This is a genomic window from Alteromonas sp. B31-7 (assembly GCF_015767655.1).
GTDB classification, from domain to species: domain Bacteria; phylum Pseudomonadota; class Gammaproteobacteria; order Enterobacterales; family Alteromonadaceae; genus Alteromonas; species Alteromonas australica.
On record NZ_CP065233.1, the window covers coordinates 783,361 to 803,072 of the forward strand.

The following is a 19,712-nucleotide window of genomic DNA, read 5'->3' on the forward strand; positions in this document are numbered from 1 at the left end:
CTTTTGTCATATTACTATGATCCACATTGACTAATTTATGTATATACATTATAGTAACAATTAACAGTGATGAACTGTAACACAGGAGAAAAACCATGCGTAAAGTAGTACTAGGATTAGCCTTATTATCCACTTTTGGTATTGCGCATGCGGGATCTGATGACAATCAGCTTTTCGATTGTATGGACGCTAAATCGTTCGAAATGAATAACCAATGTATGGCTGACAAAATTAGCAGCAACATTCGTTTCCGTGATGCACAACAAAAAATGGTAAATGTAGCAAGCGAAAGTCTTGGAGACTATGCTATTGCCACTATGACATTTGACCAAGAGAAGATGCACATCGATATCGTAGCTCATAGAGAAGCGCTTTCAGCGCAAAATACATTAGCAGCGAACCGAAACTAATCTCAATAAAAAACCGACACCTAGTGTCGGTTTTTTTCCTCTAAAATTTCTCTTTTTAGAATATCCGATTTAATCCGTTAATCGCAGCCACTCGATATGCTTCAGCCATTGTAGGGTAGTTGAAAGTGGTATTCACAAAGTAATCAATGGTATTTCCTTCCCCGGTTTGTTGCATAATCGCCTGTCCGATATGAACAATTTCGGAAGCACGCTCTCCGAAGCAGTGGATACCCAGCACTTCCTTCGTCTCTCTATGGAAGAGAATTTTTAAACTGCCTACTTGCGTTGAGGCAATTTGCGCTCTTGCCAAGTGCTTAAATTGAGCGCGGCCTACTTCATATGGAATTTTAGCGGCAGTGAGCTCTTGTTCCGTTTTTCCCACAGAACTGATTTCGGGGATGGTATAAATACCGGTAGGGATGTCAGCCACAAGCTCGGCGTGAGTTTTGCCTTCTAACATGGCTTCTGCTGCAAAGCGACCTTGATTATAGGCGGCGGAAGCCAAGCTTGGATAGCCAATGACATCACCAACTGCATACACATTGTCTACTTCAGTTTGGTAGTTTTCATTAACTCTGAGCTGACCACGCCCATCGGCTTTTAAACCTATATTTTGTAATCCCAACGTGTCGGTGTTACCGGTTCTTCCGTTTGCAAACAATAAGCAATCGGCTCGCATACGTTTACCGGATTCTAAATTTAATATTACTGAATCGTCAGTAGCTTCAACCGACTTGTACGTTTCATTGTGACGGATAAGCACACCGTTGTTCCACAAGTGGTAGCTTAGGGCATCAGATATCTCTGTATCAAGGAAAGAAAGTAAGCGATCACGCATGTTCACCAAATCAACCTTCACACCCAGACCTCTAAAAATACTGGCATACTCAGAACCAATGACCCCTGCACCATAAATGATGATGGACTTAGGATCGTGATCTAAGGATAAGATGGTGTCTGAGTTGTATATTCTAGGGTGTGTAAAGTCAATATCGCTAGGCGTATAAGGGCGAGAGCCTGTGGCAATGGCGATCTGCGCCGCTGTAACGGTATCTTTTGAGCCATCTTGACGCGTTATTTCAAGGGTATGAGCATCAACGAAACTTGCTTCACCATGAAATAAGGTTACCCTGTTTCTATCGTAAAACGAGGCGCGCAGTCGAGTCTGACTTTTTACTACACCGCTGGCGTGATGCATGATTTCTGAAAAGGTAAGACTACGGCTAAGGTGGTTGTCAGCAAATAAAGGAGAGCTATTGTATTCGATGAGCCGGCTGACGGAATGACGTAACGCTTTAGAAGGAATAGTACCCCAATGTGTGCACCCGCCGCCAACGGCTTCGTATCGTTCAACCACGGCAACCTTTTTGCCGGCTTTTGCTAGCTGCATTGCTACGCCTTCACCGCCAGGACCTGTTCCTATTACAATGGCATCGTAATGAAATGAAGAGGGGGTTGTCGCCTTTTTCTGCTTTGCCGCCATAGCTGCTTCCTATTCTTAAAATCGTCTAACTAACTGTAAATAAACACTACCTAGTGTGGACTACGTTACCCGCTTTGTAATTTCAACTCTAGTCGCAAATGCCAAATAAACAAAAAAGCCCATATAAAGTGATTTACATGGGCTCCTTAAAAGACGAAGTAATAGAATGATGGGGAAAATAGCTACACGGGTTGCAACGAAAGGCTTTGCAGGTGCAGCCATTTCTGTTTCTGCAACGCGAACGCATGCTTAAGCTCTTTATATTTATAGGTAAGTTCGAGCCCCTCAATACTGCGTTTAATGGTTTTCTGCTTAAGCCGCATTAAACGTTTTTTAGTTGCATAATAGTCTGACATTTTTTGCATCAACAAATCATATTCAGCTTGAATTGTATGCATTACCTCTTCAGCATTTGGTAATAGAGAGGCTTTTTCACTGGCTCGTTGCAATTGCATTGCAGCCCGTGCTTTTTCTATTCTTTCTTCAGGCACCTTACGTAAATTATGGGTAAGCCCTAAGTAAGAAAGTCCTCTAATTAACCACTTTGTAGGATCGAATTGATACCAACGAATACCGTTTCGGTAATCGTACTCAAAAATGTGATGATAGTTGTGATAACCCTCACCAAAGGTGAAGAACGCTAAAACGCCGTTATCACGGGCTGAATTTTTATCCGTATACGGCTGACTTCCCCAGAAATGCGCAAGGGAGTTGATAAAGAAAGTCACGTGATGCACTAATACTAATCGAAGTACACCTGCAATAAGTACCATGCCCAATACATCACCGTTTAACCAACCTAATAAGGCGGTTATGCCGAAGTTTGCGGCTAATACAATAGGCAAATAATAATTGTGCTGCCACATCACGACTTTGTCTTTTTGCAAGTCTTTACAGTTACCATAATCGTCGTAACGTTTGGCTTGATATTCGCGAAGCATCCAACCTATATGTGCAAACCATAGGCCTTTTTTCGCTGAATAAGGGTCATTATCATTGTCATCCACATGACGATGATGCACGCGGTGATCGGAAGACCAATGCAAGATACTATTTTCAAGCGCCATAGCGCCCCCGATTGCTAATATTATTCTAACAACAATATTTGCATCATAGGTTTTGTGAGACCAAAGGCGGTGATATCCCGCGGTAATCGACATTCCTGTGAAATAGAACAAGAAAATAGCAGTACCAATTTCTGCCCAATCAATTCCGTGGTGTGCAATCCATACAGGTACACCAATGCACGCAATTGCACCGGTAATGAGAAATACCAATACATTGGTTAAGATAAGGGGTGGTTTATTCATGATTAACAACTCAGCTTACAACTGTGCGCCAATTTATCGTTTTATTCAATGTCAGGCAAGTAAAACCCTAATAAGTTCTGCTGACATCTGTAAACTCTAAGTGTAGTTTACGCGAAGCGTTAATGGGGCTTAATTTGAGCAAATGCTCATCAGTAGCCTGTTAGATAAGGAAATTTCGCCAATTTAATCGCCTAATTTCGGCTCTACTTAGGCGTTAAGTTGCGTTAAACTATGTCTCTCTAATTAATTGGGGCTTCCGTGAGTCGTCAAGAACAAAAGTTAAAAACTCGCCAAAACATTATTCACGCCGCATTTTCGCTGTTGGATGAAAATCGCAGTTTATCCGCCATTAGTTTGCGTGAAGTGGCGAGAGAAGCAGGTATTGCACCTACCTCATTTTATCGTCATTTTAAGGATATGGATGAGCTGGGTTTAACGCTGGTTGACGAAGCGGGTTTAGCTTTGCGTCAGCTTATGCGTCAGGCTAGGCGACGCATTGCGTCGGGTGGAGGCGTCATTAACACGTCAGTTGAAACCTTTATGGAATTCATTGCCGCTAACAAAAATGTTTTTCGTTTGTTGTTGAGGGAGCATACCGGTACGTCAAGCGCTTATCGGCTGGCGGTGTTTAGAGAGATTCAACATTTCGTGGAAGAGCTCACCGATTATATTATTGAGCGGCAGGGTGTCGAATACCGTATTGCACAATTACAAGCTGACGCCATGGTTAGGCTGGTATTTAGTGCAGGTGCCGAAGCGCTAGAGGCCGACACAAAACTACGATTAGAAATTGGTGAAAGAGTTAAGGCCCAGTTGCGTTTTGTACAAATGGGCGCAACAACTCAGTCGTTTAAATAAAGCGTATTGCTAGTCTATTAGCACCATCAGCGCTATTCACCCCTTCCTGGTTAATAACACGCCAGCCTCAATATGATGCGTAAAAGGAAACTGGTCGAATAACGCTGATTCCGCGATATCGTGTGTTTCGCAAAGGTGGGTTAAATTTTCGGCCAAGGTTTCAGGGTTGCAGGAGATGTAGATAATATTTTCGTAATCTTGGATCATTTTAAGAGAATCTAGATCTAAGCCTGCTCTTGGAGGGTCGACCAACACGGTGGTGAAGTTGTAGGCAGATAGGTCAATCCCTTCAAGGCGGCTAAACGTACGCTCACCTTTCATCGCTTCAGTAAATTCTTCCGCAGCAAGCCTGACTATTTTAACGTTGTCCAAGTTGTTTTTTTCAATGTTGTACTGTGCAGCTTGTACCGAAGGCTTGGCAATTTCTGTTCCAATGACATTATCAAAGTGAAGCGCGAGAGGGATTGAGAAGTTTCCCGCACCACAATACATTTCCAATAAGTCACCTTTCAGAGGAGCCACACAGTTTAATGCCCATTCAATCATTTTACAGTTCACATCTGCATTTGGTTGCGTGAAGCTGTTCTCTATATGCTTAAAGACAAAGGTATGACTATTCACAGGTAAACGTTCTATTACGAAATCGCCGCCTATTACCCTTTTCTGTTTACGGGCACGGCCAATAATATTGACTGCGGGAAATTGTAACTGCAACGCTTCCCGTAGCTTAGTGGCTTCGGCTTCCCACGCATCGTCTAGCTGTCGGTGATACAAAAGACTGATGACTAATTCACCAGAAAGAGCGGAAAGGTAATCTATTTGAAAAAGCTTTTTGCGCAAAACGTCAGACGGCTTTACTTTTTCGAGTAGCGCTATCATGGCGTCGTTGATTGTTTTAGATGCGGGAGCAAATTGGTCAACGCGGTATTTTTCTTTGGTCTCTTGATTAAACATGATGTGATAGAGATCGTCACCTTCATGCCATACGCGAAACTCTGCTCGCATTCTATAATGAACAGGAGCTGATGCGAACACGCTAGGAGCGGGAGCACTAAAAGGAGAAAGCAACTGCGTTAGTCTTGATACCTTTTCATCCAGTTGTGTTTGATATTCTTGATGGCCAGGTACTGTCATTGGGCTCTCCATTTAGTGATTAGCAGATAAAACAAAGTGGGCGAATTGTAGTGACTTCTATTATATGTGCAACGAGTAAAGCACGTGTGAGGAAAGTTTTTTAGTACTAAAATTAAACAAAGTGCATTTGCTGCCGATAACCACTAATGAGGATAGTGAGGATCTAATTATGAACGTCAGTCAAGTTAAGGCTTTTATGGGCGACCAAAAAGCCGATGAAAAGGCAGCTGTTCACCCCAATGATGCTATTAAGCAGCAGCTTCAGAAAGAGGGGTTACAACAAGCCGCTGAATTTGCAAAGCAACAGGCAGCCACAGTGACGGTGAATAGCTCTCAGACCACCATTGGTTTAAAGGTCGTTAGCGGCGCTTTGAACCAAAATGTGAGCATTGATGGAAAGCGCCCACAGGACAGTCAATCGTCAGAAGAGAGTGGGAAAACGAGCCTATTCGATTTTGAAAAAGTGGCAAAGAATGTACTTAATTTTGTTGGTGGTGTTATTCGTGGTGCAGCTGAGGGTGGCGCGAATGATGAAAAGCTTAACAACCTATTTTCGCAAGCGCGAGAAGGGGTGAGTAAAGGCTTTGCGATGGCAGAAAAAGATCTTGCCGGTTTTATGAACGATGAAATTGAAGAAGGCATTACACGCAGCAGAGATCTGATCGATACCGGTATAAATGAGTTAGAGACAGATATCTTTAATCCCGGTGTGAATGCGAGCGAGCTAAATGCATTAAATATGGCCGACGCCAAATCGGGAAGTTTGTTAATTCGCACAAAAGATGGTGACGAAGTTCAACTACGTTTTGAATCCGTAAAGCAATTTAGTGCGTCGTCATTATACAGTGCGAGTGAGAATAACCAGGATGCCGACACCAGCAACGAAGATAACCAAGGTTCATCTTCGCAGCAGGTAGAGCGTTATCAGTACTTCGAAAGTAATGGAATTAGCTTTTCTTTAAAAGGGGAGCTAGACGAAGAAGAGCTTACCGCCATTGCTGACTTGGTGGAGCAAACACAGGATCTCGCTGATACTTTTTACAATGGTGATGTAGACAAAGCATTTGAACAAGCCCTAACCTTGGGGTTCGATGATAAGGAACTCGTCGGTTACGCATTGCAACTTAACCGAACCACACAGGCTGAAGTGGTTAAGGCCTACGAGAATATTCAGCACTACAGTGAAAACGGTGAAGTAGAAAATCAGTACGGAAGCATTGTTAGCCCCATTTCTCAATATCTTGAGAAAATGATGAGTGCATTTGAAAACGCCACAAATACGTTAGAATCAGGCGAAGACTATAATTCATTGATCGCTGGGATCATTAACTAAATGGAAGATGTGCAAGTACCTGATTTAGTGACAGCGATTAACCGGTTCCACTCGTTTAATCAGCAGTTACTTAACGCAGTACCGCAACAAACAGAAGAATAAAAAAACCTGGGCTAGCCCAGGTTTTTTATTTTACGCATGTTCAACTTTATCTTTCGCCGGTCGTACCTTAAGAGTACGTTCCTGAAAAATAGAATCATTGGTTTTATTGATTACTGTCTCAATGTCATCAGTCAGAACCTCAATGAACCCATACCCTTTTCTTTTCCCTGTTTTGCGATCCTTCATTAAACGCACAGATTGAACATCGGTAAAACTTCCGAAGTATTCTTTTACTGCAGATTCATTGGCACGATAGGGTAAGTTACCCACATATAACGTTTCAGTGATTGCACTATTAGAAGATTCCGATGAAGAAGAGGGCGTAGAGTTAAGAAGCGACGCCAGCCAAGGAGTAAGTATTCCACTGAGTAACAGAGAGCCTGACACCGTAAGTGGAATGTGAGTATTAAAACTAGCAGAAGAAAATAACAAATAACCTGCTATTGCAAAAATTGCACTAATTACAGTGCATTGAATAAAGCCTACTTTCATATACCTACCTTTCTAGTGTTTATTATCATATTGGAGGCTGGTCATAGTTTACTCATTTGTAACAATTTGAACAACAGAATGTGAAAAAAGTAGTCTAAAGGCGTATGGAAAGGTAAGGAATGCTGTAAAAATAGACGTTTGAGTGCGTAAATGATCTAAAAAGCAAAAAAATCTCATTTAAGTATTGATCTTTATGTCTAGCTATCTATAATGCGCTCCACGTTCTGAGGGGGCTTCAAGCAAAACGAAGCAATCGAAGAATCAAGTGCGAAACCAAGTTTTCAAGCAATTAAAAAGTTTAAAAACAAGGTTGACATCGAAAATAAGCGATGTAAAATGCGCACCTCACTCGAACAGGGTGAGCCACTAAGAAGCAATAGCTTCTAGTGAATTGCGACGAAGTCGCAACGTTCTTTAACAATTTAGACAAGACAATCTGTGTGGGCACTCGTTAAGAGTGTCACAACGACGATTCATATTTCGATATATTTAATTGAAGAGTTTGATCATGGCTCAGATTGAACGCTGGCGGCAGGCCTAACACATGCAAGTCGAACGGTAACATTTCTAGCTTGCTAGAAGATGACGAGTGGCGGACGGGTGAGTAATGCTTGGGAACTTGCCTTTGCGAGGGGGATAACAGTTGGAAACGACTGCTAATACCGCATAATGTCTACGGACCAAACGGGGCTTTTAGCTCCGGCGCAAAGAGAGGCCCAAGTGAGATTAGCTAGTTGGTAAGGTAATGGCTTACCAAGGCAACGATCTCTAGCTGTTCTGAGAGGAAGATCAGCCACACTGGAACTGAGACACGGTCCAGACTCCTACGGGAGGCAGCAGTGGGGAATATTGCACAATGGGGGAAACCCTGATGCAGCCATGCCGCGTGTGTGAAGAAGGCCTTCGGGTTGTAAAGCACTTTCAGTTGTGAGGAAAAGTTAGTAGTTAATACCTGCTAGCCGTGACGTTAACAACAGAAGAAGCACCGGCTAACTCCGTGCCAGCAGCCGCGGTAATACGGAGGGTGCGAGCGTTAATCGGAATTACTGGGCGTAAAGCGCACGCAGGCGGTTTGTTAAGCTAGATGTGAAAGCCCCGGGCTCAACCTGGGATAGTCATTTAGAACTGGCAGACTAGAGTCTTGGAGAGGGGAGTGGAATTCCAGGTGTAGCGGTGAAATGCGTAGATATCTGGAGGAACATCAGTGGCGAAGGCGACTCCCTGGCCAAAGACTGACGCTCATGTGCGAAAGTGTGGGTAGCGAACAGGATTAGATACCCTGGTAGTCCACACCGTAAACGCTGTCTACTAGCTGTTTGTGACTTTAAGTCGTGAGTAGCGAAGCTAACGCGCTAAGTAGACCGCCTGGGGAGTACGGCCGCAAGGTTAAAACTCAAATGAATTGACGGGGGCCCGCACAAGCGGTGGAGCATGTGGTTTAATTCGATGCAACGCGAAGAACCTTACCTACACTTGACATGCTGAGAACTTTCTAGAGATAGATTGGTGCCTTTGGGAACTCAGACACAGGTGCTGCATGGCTGTCGTCAGCTCGTGTCGTGAGATGTTGGGTTAAGTCCCGCAACGAGCGCAACCCTTGTCCTTAGTTGCCAGCCTTAAGTTGGGCACTCTAAGGAGACTGCCGGTGACAAACCGGAGGAAGGTGGGGACGACGTCAAGTCATCATGGCCCTTACGTGTAGGGCTACACACGTGCTACAATGGCATTTACAGAGGGAAGCGAGACAGTGATGTGGAGCGGACCCCTTAAAGAATGTCGTAGTCCGGATTGGAGTCTGCAACTCGACTCCATGAAGTCGGAATCGCTAGTAATCGCAGGTCAGAATACTGCGGTGAATACGTTCCCGGGCCTTGTACACACCGCCCGTCACACCATGGGAGTGGGATGCAAAAGAAGTAGTTAGTCTAACCTTCGGGAGGACGATTACCACTTTGTGTTTCATGACTGGGGTGAAGTCGTAACAAGGTAACCCTAGGGGAACCTGGGGTTGGATCACCTCCTTACCATTACGTCGAAAGACACACTTGATGCAGTGCCTACACAGATAGTCTTGTTTAAAAAAATAAAGAACGACATAAGCTTATGGGGCTATAGCTCAGCTGGGAGAGCGCCTGCCTTGCACGCAGGAGGTCAGCAGTTCGATCCTGCTTAGCTCCACCATCTGCTTGTTTTGCCCTAGGCTTGTAGCTTGGATGGTTGCAGCCCTGCCCTCGAATAAGAGCGGTGAGGTCACAACGCCGACTGGCTAAGAAAATAGGCTTGTAGCTCAGCTGGTTAGAGCGCACCCCTGATAAGGGTGAGGTCGGCAGTTCAAGTCTGCCCAAGCCTACCAATTCTACTTGCTTGCGTTATTTTGAACGCTGCGATGCTCAGGTGCTAAAGCACATTGCGCTTCTCGCATTCAAACTAACTTTACCAAGCGAATTGGTTGTAGTTTTACGTCACTTGCTTTGCAAGTGGTCGTGAAAAAGCCGCTTAACCGGAAGCAGAGCTTCCTGACGGTTTTTCTACTCGCTAAAGTTGGCGGTAGTGAAAGGCTAAGGTAGAAAGCTGATATTTGTGTCACGTTGGACCCGAAATCCTAATGAATATTTACTGTTTCAGTAAGCATTGATTAGGGTTTTTTACCCTGAGGGAGCATTTACGATACTTTAAAGAGTAATGTAGGTCCTCCTTGCGCAAAAGTCATGACAAAAAGCGTCATGATTTTGCACGATAGTTCTTTAACAATTTGGAAAGCTGATATTAATAGTAATCAATCAAAATTGAGTAACTGAGAAGTCGAAAGACGTACTTTTTACTCTACTTGACTTGAATTGCTTGTTATCAATTTATTGATAGCAAGGCAATTCTTCCGATTAGCTTGTCATGCATACAACATTACCCTTGTCCGAATTCAAAAGGCGGACATGAGGCCGATACTCAAGGCTTTTTAGGGTTGTATGGTTAAGTGACGAAGCGTATACGGTGGATGCCTTGGCAGTTAGAGGCGATGAAGGACGTGTAAGTCTGCGAAAAGCTGTGGTGAGCCGACAAAATGCATTTGAGCCACAGATGTCCGAATGGGGAAACCCACCTGTTTACAGGTATCGTTACATGAATACATAGTGTAACGAGGCGAACGAGGGGAACTGAAACATCTAAGTACCCTTAGGAAAAGAAATCAAACGAGATTCCCCTAGTAGCGGCGAGCGAACGGGGAACAGCCCTTAAGCTGTTTAGTGTGTAGTGGAATCCTTTGGGAAGAGGAGCGATACAGGGTGATAGCCCCGTACACAAAGCGTGCTTTACAGTGAAATCGAGTAGGTCGGGACACGTGTTATCTTGACTGAATATGGGGGGACCATCCTCCAAGGCTAAATACTCCTAACTGACCGATAGTGAACCAGTACCGTGAGGGAAAGGCGAAAAGAACCCCTGTGAGGGGAGTGAAATAGAACCTGAAACCGTATACGTACAAGCAGTGGGAGCCCTTCGGGGTGACTGCGTACCTTTTGTATAATGGGTCAGCGACTTATATTTAGTAGCAAGGTTAAGCGAATAGCGGAGCCGTAGCGAAAGCGAGTGTTAACTGCGCGTTGAGTTGCTAGGTATAGACCCGAAACCCGGTGATCTAGCCATGAGCAGGTTGAAGGTTGAGTAACATCAACTGGAGGACCGAACCCACTAACGTTGAAAAGTTAGGGGATGACTTGTGGCTGGGGGTGAAAGGCCAATCAAACCGGGAGATAGCTGGTTCTCCCCGAAATCTATTTAGGTAGAGCCTCGGACGAATTCCATTGGGGGTAGAGCACTGTTAAGGCTAGGGGGTCATCCCGACTTACCAACCCTTTGCAAACTCCGAATACCAATGAGAACTATCCGGGAGACACACGGCGGGTGCTAACGTCCGTCGTGGAGAGGGAAACAACCCAGACCGCCAGCTAAGGTCCCAAAATATTGCTAAGTGGGAAACGATGTGGGAAGGCACAGACAGCTAGGAGGTTGGCTTAGAAGCAGCCACCCTTTAAAGAAAGCGTAATAGCTCACTAGTCGAGTCGGCCTGCGCGGAAGATGTAACGGGGCTAAGCAATATACCGAAGCTGCGGCAGCACAGTTTACTGTGCTGGGTAGGGGAGCGTTGTGTAAGTGGATGAAGGTGAGTTGTAAAGCTTGCTGGACATATCACAAGTGCGAATGCTGACATGAGTAACGATAATGGGAGTGAAAAACTCCCACGCCGGAAGACCAAGGTTTCCTGTCCCATGCTAATCAGGGCAGGGTAAGTCGGCCCCTAAGGCGAGGCAGAAATGCGTAGTCGATGGGAAACGGATTAATATTTCCGTACTTATATAATCAGTGATGGAGGGACGGAGAAGGCTAGGCAAGCTTGGCGTTGGTTGTCCAAGTGAAAGTGCGTAGACCGAGAACTTAGGTAAATCCGGGTTCTTAAAGTCGAGACACGAGACGAGCCACCAAGGTGGTGAAGTTGTTGATGCCCTGCTTCCAGGAAAAGCTTCTAAACTTATGATTATATGAACCGTACCCCAAACCGACACAGGTGGTCAGGTAGAGAATACTAAGGCGCTTGAGAGAACTCGGGTGAAGGAACTCGGCAAAATTGTACCGTAACTTCGGGAGAAGGTACGCCTCTGTGTGTGAAGACTTCGCGTCGTAAGCACATGGAGGCCGCAGTGACCAGGTGGCTGGGACTGTTTATTAAAAACACAGCACTCTGCAAACTCGTAAGAGGACGTATAGGGTGTGACACCTGCCCGGTGCCGGAAGGTTAATTGATGGGGTTAGTTTTCGGACGAAGCTCTTGATCGAAGCCCCGGTAAACGGCGGCCGTAACTATAACGGTCCTAAGGTAGCGAAATTCCTTGTCGGGTAAGTTCCGACCTGCACGAATGGTGTAACCATGGCCACGCTGTCTCCACCCGAGACTCAGTGAAATTGAAATCGCAGTGAAGATGCTGTGTACCCGCACCTAGACGGAAAGACCCCGTGAACCTTTACTACAGCTTGGCACTGAACATTGAACCTACATGTGTAGGATAGGTGGGAGGCTTTGAAGCATTGTCGCTAGATGATGTGGAGCCGTCCTTGAAATACCACCCTTGTATGTTTGATGTTCTAACATAGTTCCCTTATCGGGAATGTGGACAGTGTCTGGTGGGTAGTTTGACTGGGGCGGTCTCCTCCCAAATAGTAACGGAGGAGCACGAAGGTTAGCTAATCACGGTCGGACATCGTGAGGTTAGTGCAATGGCATAAGCTAGCTTAACTGCGAGACAGACACGTCGAGCAGGTACGAAAGTAGGTCATAGTGATCCGGTGGTTCTGTATGGAAGGGCCATCGCTCAACGGATAAAAGGTACTCCGGGGATAACAGGCTGATACCGCCCAAGAGTTCATATCGACGGCGGTGTTTGGCACCTCGATGTCGGCTCATCACATCCTGGGGCTGAAGTCGGTCCCAAGGGTATGGCTGTTCGCCATTTAAAGTGGTACGCGAGCTGGGTTTAGAACGTCGTGAGACAGTTCGGTCCCTATCTGGTGTGGGCGTTGGATGATTGATGGGAGCTGCTCCTAGTACGAGAGGACCGGAGTGGACGAACCGCTGGTGTTCGGGTTGTCATGCCAATGGCATTGCCCGGTAGCTACGTTCGGAACGGATAACCGCTGAAAGCATCTAAGCGGGAAGCCGGCCCAAAGATGAGTCATCCCTGACCTTTAAGGTCTGGAAGGGTTGTTATAGACGATGACGTTGATAGGCAGGGTGTGGAAGCGTTGTAAGGCGTTAAGCTAACCTGTACTAATTGCCCGAGAGGCTTAACCATACAACGCCTAAAAGGCTTCGATGAGAAGTTGGCGTTGTAAGCAAAGACAAGCTAAAAGCAAGATAGAGTAAAAAGTAGTTACTCACTGATTGAATTAATATCAAACTTTCCCAAATTGTTACCAAATTTCTTGGCAGCCATAGCGATACGGTACCACCTGATCCCATTCCGAACTCAGAAGTGAAACGTATTAGCGCCGATGGTAGTGTGGGGTTTCCCCATGTGAGAGTAGGACACTGCCAAGTCCCTATTAGAAAAACCCGCCTTACGGCGGGTTTTTTGCTTTCTGGCGTTTATAAAAAGAAAAAATAATGGGGTCAGAGTACTTTTACGATATTCGAAATTTACTCTGACCCCATTATCTTAGACAGTTCAGGGGTAAAAAGGTATGGTATAAAAAATACTCAACAATCAGGAGGTGGGTATGTCATCTTTGCCATTCAATAATAACCCAGCGTACTTTCGTGGGAACTTTCAACTGGAACCCATTACGGCTGTATTTAAACAGCATTTAGAGCTTATATGCTTTTTGCTAGTTGCATTCATTTTCTTGGGTAACGCGCTAATAGAAAATAATGAGAAGCAAAGAGTTTTGGCAGATCCACAGAAAAATGACTTCTTCTATGTAGATTATAGGGCTATTGACCCTTCTTCTGATGCTCGTTTTCGCTATGTTCCAATGAAGGTGCTCAACATTACTGATGACATTTTTACATTTAAAGTAGGGAACATCGCTCATACCACACCAGTCTCGCCAAATCAGCACGCGAAATTCGATAAGGCGCTATTACTACGTAACTATTATCGTGTAGACAATCTTGTCCTTAATAAAAGTCAGGTAGATGAGTTGGTTTCAACAGGCGCCATTTACGATGCTAGACGACCTCGCAATATTTATATCAACGGCTGGATGGTACTTCATATCAAAGAATTGGCTACTGAGTAGCTAGATCGTTTCCAATAAAACTGCATTCTTTATATATCACTGAAGCCCGCGCTGGAGCACCCTATGAGGCGGTGTAGGGATAAGTAGAGTATCTAATGCCCTTAGAAGAATTAAAGGTTAGTCACGGGGCCTTTTGATGTGTGCTCTGGTCAGGGAAATTCCCATGAAAAAGGCCAGAAATACGAAGCCCGTTGGGGCTGAGACAATACCTAAAATACGGCCATCCGAAAGCTGAACAACATAGCCGATGTCGGCAAATGAGGCTAAGCTGATGTCGCTGACATAAGGATTGGGGTCTAAATAGCCAGTGAGTAATTCACTAGGATCATTGATAAAGCCTTCGTCCCAGTGCGAATTTGCGGTACCAGAGCCGCCGTCTAACTCTATAGGCACAAAGGTGGCACTTGAGTCATATATCTCTTGATACAAAGCTAAGGCGTACTCACCCGTATATTCACCGGAACCATTTTCATAAACATCTTGAAAGCCAGATATGCGAAAACGGTCTGAGTTCCACAAGGTACCAAAACCAATGACGTGCGCCATCTCATGCAGAATTATGTTGTAAATGGAGGTTTGATTCATCCCCCTAATATCAGTAATGTCGAACCGCATGGAGCCCAATGTAGCGTAAAGATATAGGCCATTATCAATTAGGTACGAGGCGCTACTATTAGAGGCTGAGCCAAGCACATTGCCAATACCGTCAATAGTGGGCGTGGAGGCATCAATGACTAAATTGATATCAATGTCTTCTTGTGTGCCAAGCAGTGAAGACTCCCAGAAGTCTACGGCTGATAAAAAAAGGCTCTCAGTGGTAGCGTCTATGGTTGCACTAGCGTTGATGGTAATAGAAAACGAACCGGCGTAAATATTGCCCTGTACGCTAACACAAGCGAGTAATAGAGAAACGACCATCCACGGGTTTTTAGGCATGCTAACAACTTTATTTTACAACAAGCAAAATACACAGTAGTACATATCTTAGTCATTTTCAAAGGTTTTACATTAATACGTGTTTAACCTATAAATTAGACTCAACCCACAGCCCTATCTATCGGCTTGGTTTTAAGCGTTAATAAAAGCAATAAAAAAGGCCTCAGTGAAGAGTAATGCCAGTCAGTTAAGCTGACTGGCATTTTTTCTTTTTGAGAGGATATTTCTTGGGTTTTGGCTTAACCCATCTTGGATAACACCTGTCCTCGCGCCTCGGCGGAAGTAAGCAGTATCCCATCTGAGTAAGTAAAGCATTGTATATTTTTGGTATGTTCCCCGGGCTACTCAGAGATACAGTAACGAAGAAGTGCGTAATGGCCATAGCGCAACTTGTAAAGCTGAGTTGATTCGGTAATACACCGCCTAGTTTATTCGCCGCCGCAGTCATACCTTGTCTGATTAAGTTGTAACATAATAGAACGCCCCATAACTCTTGCCTTATCATGTCTGGGCGTTTACTTCTCAGCGTATACTCATTGTTCAGTAGTGACTGCTTCATCTCGCGATAACCCAGTTCAATCTCCCAGCGATATCGATACAACTCTACCATCTCGTCGCTAGGAAAACGCAATGGGTCCACCATTGATGACAACATCCTATACGTTTTTCCTTTAATAGTTTTGGTTACTAATCTAGCTTCTATAAATTCAGGTAAATCTTCGAACTTCTTTCTTGCCTGAGGCGTGCACGCTAGGCGTATATGCTTGTCTTGCTTACTAAAGCTGCTTATCACTTCGTATCGAAGGTCTTTTCTAGCAGGTATCATCCAATGCCTTTGCTCACCAGCTTGGTGCCAACGGTTTAGTAAGCCAAGCGAGTAGTACCCTTTATCGAATAGTGTTAAAGAATGGTCAGGGGTTGTTTCTACTAGCTCCTCTGCCAACTTCATTTCATTGGTACGATAGCCTGCAAAAGCGCTATTTATAAGCTGATGGCTAGTAATCTCCATATGACAGACCATACGGATTTGGGGGTAAATATTTTCACTATGCTGATTACTTTGCGTTTCAAACACCTTATGATTTTCTGGTGTATCGGCGGTTCGCCAAACGACACCATCCACAGCAAGTAAATTGAGTCCCGCCCAACGCTCAAACCGCGTAGACTCATAGCTATTTTTTGCCATCAAACGAAACACTTCTCGCACTGCATCTTCTCCTAATCGTTGCCTAGCTTGAACCATTGCGCTTGGTGCAACTAAAGCCTTTTTATCTGGCAGCATGATGTCCATCTGCGTCGCGATATTCCAGACAGATTCTTGCCGATACAGTGCCATGCCAACAATTGACCAGAGTACTGTTTCTAAAGGCAGCCTTCGTTTACGAATAGTAGCGACACCTGCTTGTTCGAAGCCTTGCTTAATAAGCTCTGGAGAAAGAAGCTCCGCATATTTTTCAAAGGTGTGAAAATTGTCTGAAGACTTAAAAACATTCGCTAATTCGCTTTCAAAACGCATAAAAAATCCGATATCAGAACCTGATATCGGATTTTGAACCGTTAAAAAGATCGGTCAACCGATCGTTAAATTATTTCTTAACTGATCGGCATTACTCAGTGAAGAGGCCTTAGGTACTTGGTTTGTTGCAGGTAATATTATTGATCAATCGAATCAAAATATTTGCGGTACTCCATACGCGTAATGAGGTTATTTTCGTCCATGTCCATTTTGTCGAAATTACCCTTAACGTCGGATTTCGTTAACTCATTGAGGGTAAGTTCACCATCATTGTTTTTATCCACTTTATCGAACTTCACATCCGCAGTAGCATGCATTTCGGTACGTAACTCGCGATTCTTCTCACTGATCACTTCACCGTCAGTTCGGCTGACTACTTTTTTGCTTACTGATTTCGTCAGCATCGCATCTGTGGTTCCTTTTGTTTTTACCGAAGCCACAATGTCATCGCTAAACTTTCGAGGGTGCTCATCTACAAACCCGTCAAATTCTCCACGGGTAATAGTGTGATCGCCATCGCTGTCGACTTTAGATAGCATGTCCTTTAATTGACTATCTTTCAGTTCTTCTTTATCTAGTACGCCGTTGCCATCAGAATCTAATGCGCTAAATTGCGTAGAAATTTTATGGTCATGATCTCCCGCCATTGCCGGTAGAGACATAGCACTCGCGATCAGTACAGATAATGTAAGCTTTTTCATAATAAACTCCTTCTTTATTGAATGATTTCGCTAAATCAATGAGCGAAACTTTTCGTCACCATGACTGATACATGCTTTATGCCAAGATATTAAAATATTAATAAACAGTATGTTACGATTTTAGTTGAAAAAGTTTTTGTTCAAGGAGGGTTAGATTTTTGTTAAATCGATACGAAGCAATGAAATATCTTCATACCATGGGGCAGGGATCGTCACGCACAGGTATGTTACGTGAGGTTATGAAAATAGCGGTAATTGGTCGGCAGTGATGTTATCGAAGCTAAGGTTGATTAAAGGTAAAATGCTGTCTGCGATAGGCCTAATCTGCTTATCGATATAGTGTTGGTAATCGTATTGCGCACTCACATGCTCCAAGGTTTGTGGCCCTGCGAGGGTAATAACATAGGATACACTGGTATTGTTTTGATACCGTAGGGGCAATCCTTGTTGCTTATTAAGATTGTCGGCATGTTTTGCCGCTTTAACATGAGGCGGCATAGCTTTCACGTACTCACTTAATGGCTTTCGAAGGCGTTTCGAGTAAACTAAATGTTCATCCATTTTCCCTTCACGAACTTGCTGTATCAGCGTTTTTATATAACCAATAACCGGTTCATCGTTGAAAACGCGGCTATATAACTCATACTGAAATTGCTTAGCAAGTTCTGTCCAATCAGAACGGACGTTTTCAAGGCCCTTAAATACAATTTCCTTCGATGAGCTGTTTACTTTTATCCCCGCGTAGCGTTTTTTACTGCCCAGTACGGAACCGCGAATAGTGGGCATAAAAAATTTTGAAAAATGCGTTTCAAACTCAATTTCCAGAAAGCACGTGATATTCATTTCTTTCTTCAGCTTCTCACGCCACCGCTGGTTTATTTCCTTGGCTAGTGCTTCGCCGGTTTGCTGAGGAGTACCTAAATCAGTATTACCCTCTATGTGTACAAAGGTGGAGTCAGTATCGCCGTATATCACCACATAGCCTAGCTCTTCTATCCACTTCGCCGTGGTTTGCATTATCTCATGGCCTCTTAGCGTGATAGAACTGGCTAGTCGTGGATCGTAGAAGGGACAGCCCCCACTGCCTAATACGCCATAAAACGAGTTCATTAATATTTTGATGGCTTGGGAGCGAGGCGCGTCCTTCGCTTTTTTAGCTTCGTCTCTTTGCTTCCACAAATTATCAATAATAGCAGGGAGAAAGTGTGATTCTTTGCTGAACATGGCGCCTTTAAAACCGGGAATAGCGGTTTCTGGATGCTTTAACCCTTCAGCTAACCCTAAGGGATCGATTTTAAAGGTTCTGATAATAGAGGGGTATAGGCTCTTGTAGTCTAGCACCAGCACATCATCATAAAGACCAGGCTGAGACGTCATAACATAGCCGCCAGGACTCGCGAGCCCTCCGTTTTCTGGACGAACGCCGCTAACGTAGCCCTTACGATGGAGTTTGGGTAGGTAGACGTTTAGGAATGCTGCAACAGAGCCGCCTGGCCTCCCAATATCTAAACCAGTTAACGTTCCCCTAAGAATTAAAAAATCAATGTATTTTGTTTGAGAGGCAATGTTGTTGACCAACACGCAGTCTTCATGATTGTATTTGGCTAACGCGATAGGATCTTCTTTGTATAGCCTTTTTATTTCAGCTAGCTTATCTTCGGATTGTATAAGCTTTTGTTTGCCAAGAAGTTGCCGTGATACATTATCCAAAGAAAAAGAATCGAAGTGATAAGTCATTGTTTTTAAAGCTTCAATCCCATCTATAACGGCTCTGCCCGGTAAATCAACCCATGTCTGCCCTTCCCACTGGCGAATAGATAAGGCGCTATTATTACGTCCAATAGTGAACGTTAGCTTAGCTTTTTGCGCACGTCGAAACAGAACTGCCATATCAAACTGCTTGATATTCCAGCCCATAATAATATCGGGGTCGATAGCATTAATTGTCGCCATGGTTTTCGTCAGCAAGGCTGATTCTGAATGAACCTCCTCTATCTGAAAGGGCAAGTTGTCAGTGATGTAGCGTGCTGGATGCGCAGGATCTCTCACAACAATGACTTGGTTACACTGTGAAGATGCGATAGCAATACTGTATAAGTTTTCATGCTCATCACATTCAATATCTAAACTGATTGAGGTGAGTGACGGCGTGTAATGACCCGCACGCACTTTGGCCTGTTTAATTGTGTTTGGTATACCCTTATGGCTATGTTCTATGTTGCTAGGACAGAAAAATTCAAGTGCGCCATAAATAAACCTTTCCATTAAAAAACGATCGGCAAGTCGAATATCTGCTTCAAACAAGGTTATTCCGTGATCCTTAGCTAATCCCCTAAGTTGATGCATGGTGGACTCATTGGCAGTTTTCACGGTAATGACGGGGGTTTGTTCTAAGGTTCGAAAGTCATCATCGCTATAGCGAATATCTAGGTTATTTGGGCTAGCCAATGTGGTCAGCTTGGCTTTTTCAGAAGCAGCAATAAAACAACTTGGATACTGAGGGTCGCTATGTAAGCAAACTGCGCCTTCTTCGGTGGCCACCCACAGTTCAACGTAGCTTTGATTGCCAATGCTTATAGTAGAGCGACTTAGTATGTAACCTTGTTTTATCACGATGCCATCAATAGCGGTAGTTGGTTAACTGGCGT

General features: G+C 44.3%; 12 protein-coding genes, 2 tRNA genes and 3 rRNA genes. 9 read left to right on the forward strand and 8 right to left on the reverse strand.

The genetic code is table 11. The features are described 5' to 3' along the window. Positions 1-95 precede the first annotated feature (95 nt). A complete protein-coding gene (locus IUA53_RS03390) occupies positions 96-410 on the forward strand; it encodes a hypothetical protein (RefSeq protein ID WP_044058083.1) in 315 nt (104 codons plus the stop codon). A gap of 55 nt (positions 411-465) precedes the next feature. On the opposite strand, the gene sthA is transcribed toward IUA53_RS03390, so the two are convergent. Next, a complete protein-coding gene (sthA, locus tag IUA53_RS03395) occupies positions 466-1,893 on the reverse strand; it encodes a Si-specific NAD(P)(+) transhydrogenase (RefSeq protein WP_044058082.1) in 1,428 nt (475 codons plus the stop codon). A gap of 182 nt (positions 1,894-2,075) precedes the next feature. Then, positions 2,076-3,203 (reverse strand): acyl-CoA desaturase, encoded by a 1,128-nt coding sequence (locus IUA53_RS03400; RefSeq protein WP_196898388.1) that lies wholly within the window; start codon positions 3,201-3,203, stop codon positions 2,076-2,078. Between the two features lie 258 nt (positions 3,204-3,461). Here IUA53_RS03400 and fabR point away from each other — a divergent pair, with 258 nt between their 5' ends. Continuing rightward, on the forward strand, positions 3,462-4,061 hold the full coding sequence (gene fabR / locus IUA53_RS03405) for an HTH-type transcriptional repressor FabR (protein WP_044058080.1): 600 nt from the start codon (positions 3,462-3,464) through the stop codon (positions 4,059-4,061). Positions 4,062-4,097: 36 nt separating this feature from the next. Here the strand turns inward: fabR and trmA are convergent, their stop codons facing one another. Beyond that, positions 4,098-5,195, reverse strand: coding sequence for a tRNA (uridine(54)-C5)-methyltransferase TrmA (gene trmA, locus IUA53_RS03410; RefSeq protein ID WP_156141797.1), 1,098 nt, complete (start codon positions 5,193-5,195; stop codon positions 4,098-4,100). A gap of 169 nt (positions 5,196-5,364) precedes the next feature. Between trmA and IUA53_RS03415 the strand changes: the two genes are divergently transcribed. Beyond that, entirely contained in the window at positions 5,365-6,528 is a 1,164-nt protein-coding gene (locus IUA53_RS03415) for a DUF5610 domain-containing protein (RefSeq protein ID WP_231401249.1), read from the forward strand. 132 nt (positions 6,529-6,660) lie between these two features. Here IUA53_RS03415 and IUA53_RS03420 read toward each other — a convergent pair whose 3' ends face one another. Further along, complete coding sequence (locus IUA53_RS03420; protein ID WP_044058077.1) at positions 6,661-7,122, reverse strand: RNA recognition motif domain-containing protein; 462 nt, start codon at positions 7,120-7,122, stop codon at positions 6,661-6,663. A 490-nt stretch (positions 7,123-7,612) separates the two neighbouring features. On the opposite strand from IUA53_RS03420, the gene IUA53_RS03425 reads away from it, so the two are divergent. The 6 genes from IUA53_RS03425 (at position 7,613) to IUA53_RS03450 (ending at position 13,911) form a co-directional block, all read left to right on the forward strand. Continuing rightward, positions 7,613-9,146 (forward strand): 16S ribosomal RNA (locus tag IUA53_RS03425). A gap of 81 nt (positions 9,147-9,227) precedes the next feature. After that, positions 9,228-9,303 (forward strand) — tRNA-Ala (locus IUA53_RS03430). Between the two features lie 95 nt (positions 9,304-9,398). Next, a tRNA-Ile gene (locus IUA53_RS03435) sits at positions 9,399-9,475 on the forward strand. A gap of 612 nt (positions 9,476-10,087) precedes the next feature. Continuing rightward, positions 10,088-12,965, forward strand: a 23S ribosomal RNA gene (locus IUA53_RS03440). A 129-nt stretch (positions 12,966-13,094) separates the two neighbouring features. Continuing rightward, positions 13,095-13,210: ribosomal RNA gene (gene rrf, locus IUA53_RS03445) — 5S ribosomal RNA — on the forward strand. The 16S, 23S and 5S rRNA genes sit together here with 2 tRNA genes alongside, the layout of an rRNA operon. A 179-nt stretch (positions 13,211-13,389) precedes the next feature. Then, positions 13,390-13,911, forward strand: a complete 522-nt coding sequence (locus tag IUA53_RS03450; protein WP_196898390.1) for a hypothetical protein — start codon at positions 13,390-13,392, stop codon at positions 13,909-13,911. A 117-nt stretch (positions 13,912-14,028) separates the two neighbouring features. Here the strand turns inward: IUA53_RS03450 and IUA53_RS03455 are convergent, their stop codons facing one another. The 4 genes from IUA53_RS03455 to IUA53_RS03470 all read right to left on the reverse strand — a co-directional run bounded on the left by IUA53_RS03455 (position 14,029) and on the right by IUA53_RS03470 (position 19,677). Beyond that, positions 14,029-14,847 carry a leishmanolysin-related zinc metalloendopeptidase gene (locus IUA53_RS03455; RefSeq protein WP_196898392.1) on the reverse strand — a complete coding sequence of 273 codons (819 nt, stop codon included), beginning with the start codon at positions 14,845-14,847 and terminating at the stop codon, positions 14,029-14,031. 187 nt (positions 14,848-15,034) lie between these two features. Next, a complete protein-coding gene (locus tag IUA53_RS03460; RefSeq protein WP_196897847.1) occupies positions 15,035-16,363 on the reverse strand; it encodes an IS4 family transposase in 1,329 nt (442 codons plus the stop codon). A 137-nt stretch (positions 16,364-16,500) separates the two neighbouring features. Beyond that, the gene (locus IUA53_RS03465) at positions 16,501-17,064 is read right to left on the reverse strand and encodes a hypothetical protein (protein WP_044058074.1); all 564 of its coding nucleotides are present in this window, start codon (positions 17,062-17,064) and stop codon (positions 16,501-16,503) included. Positions 17,065-17,301: 237 nt separating this feature from the next. Further along, a complete protein-coding gene (locus IUA53_RS03470; RefSeq protein WP_044448613.1) occupies positions 17,302-19,677 on the reverse strand; it encodes a DNA polymerase II in 2,376 nt (791 codons plus the stop codon). Between the last annotated feature and the right edge of the window lie 35 nt (positions 19,678-19,712).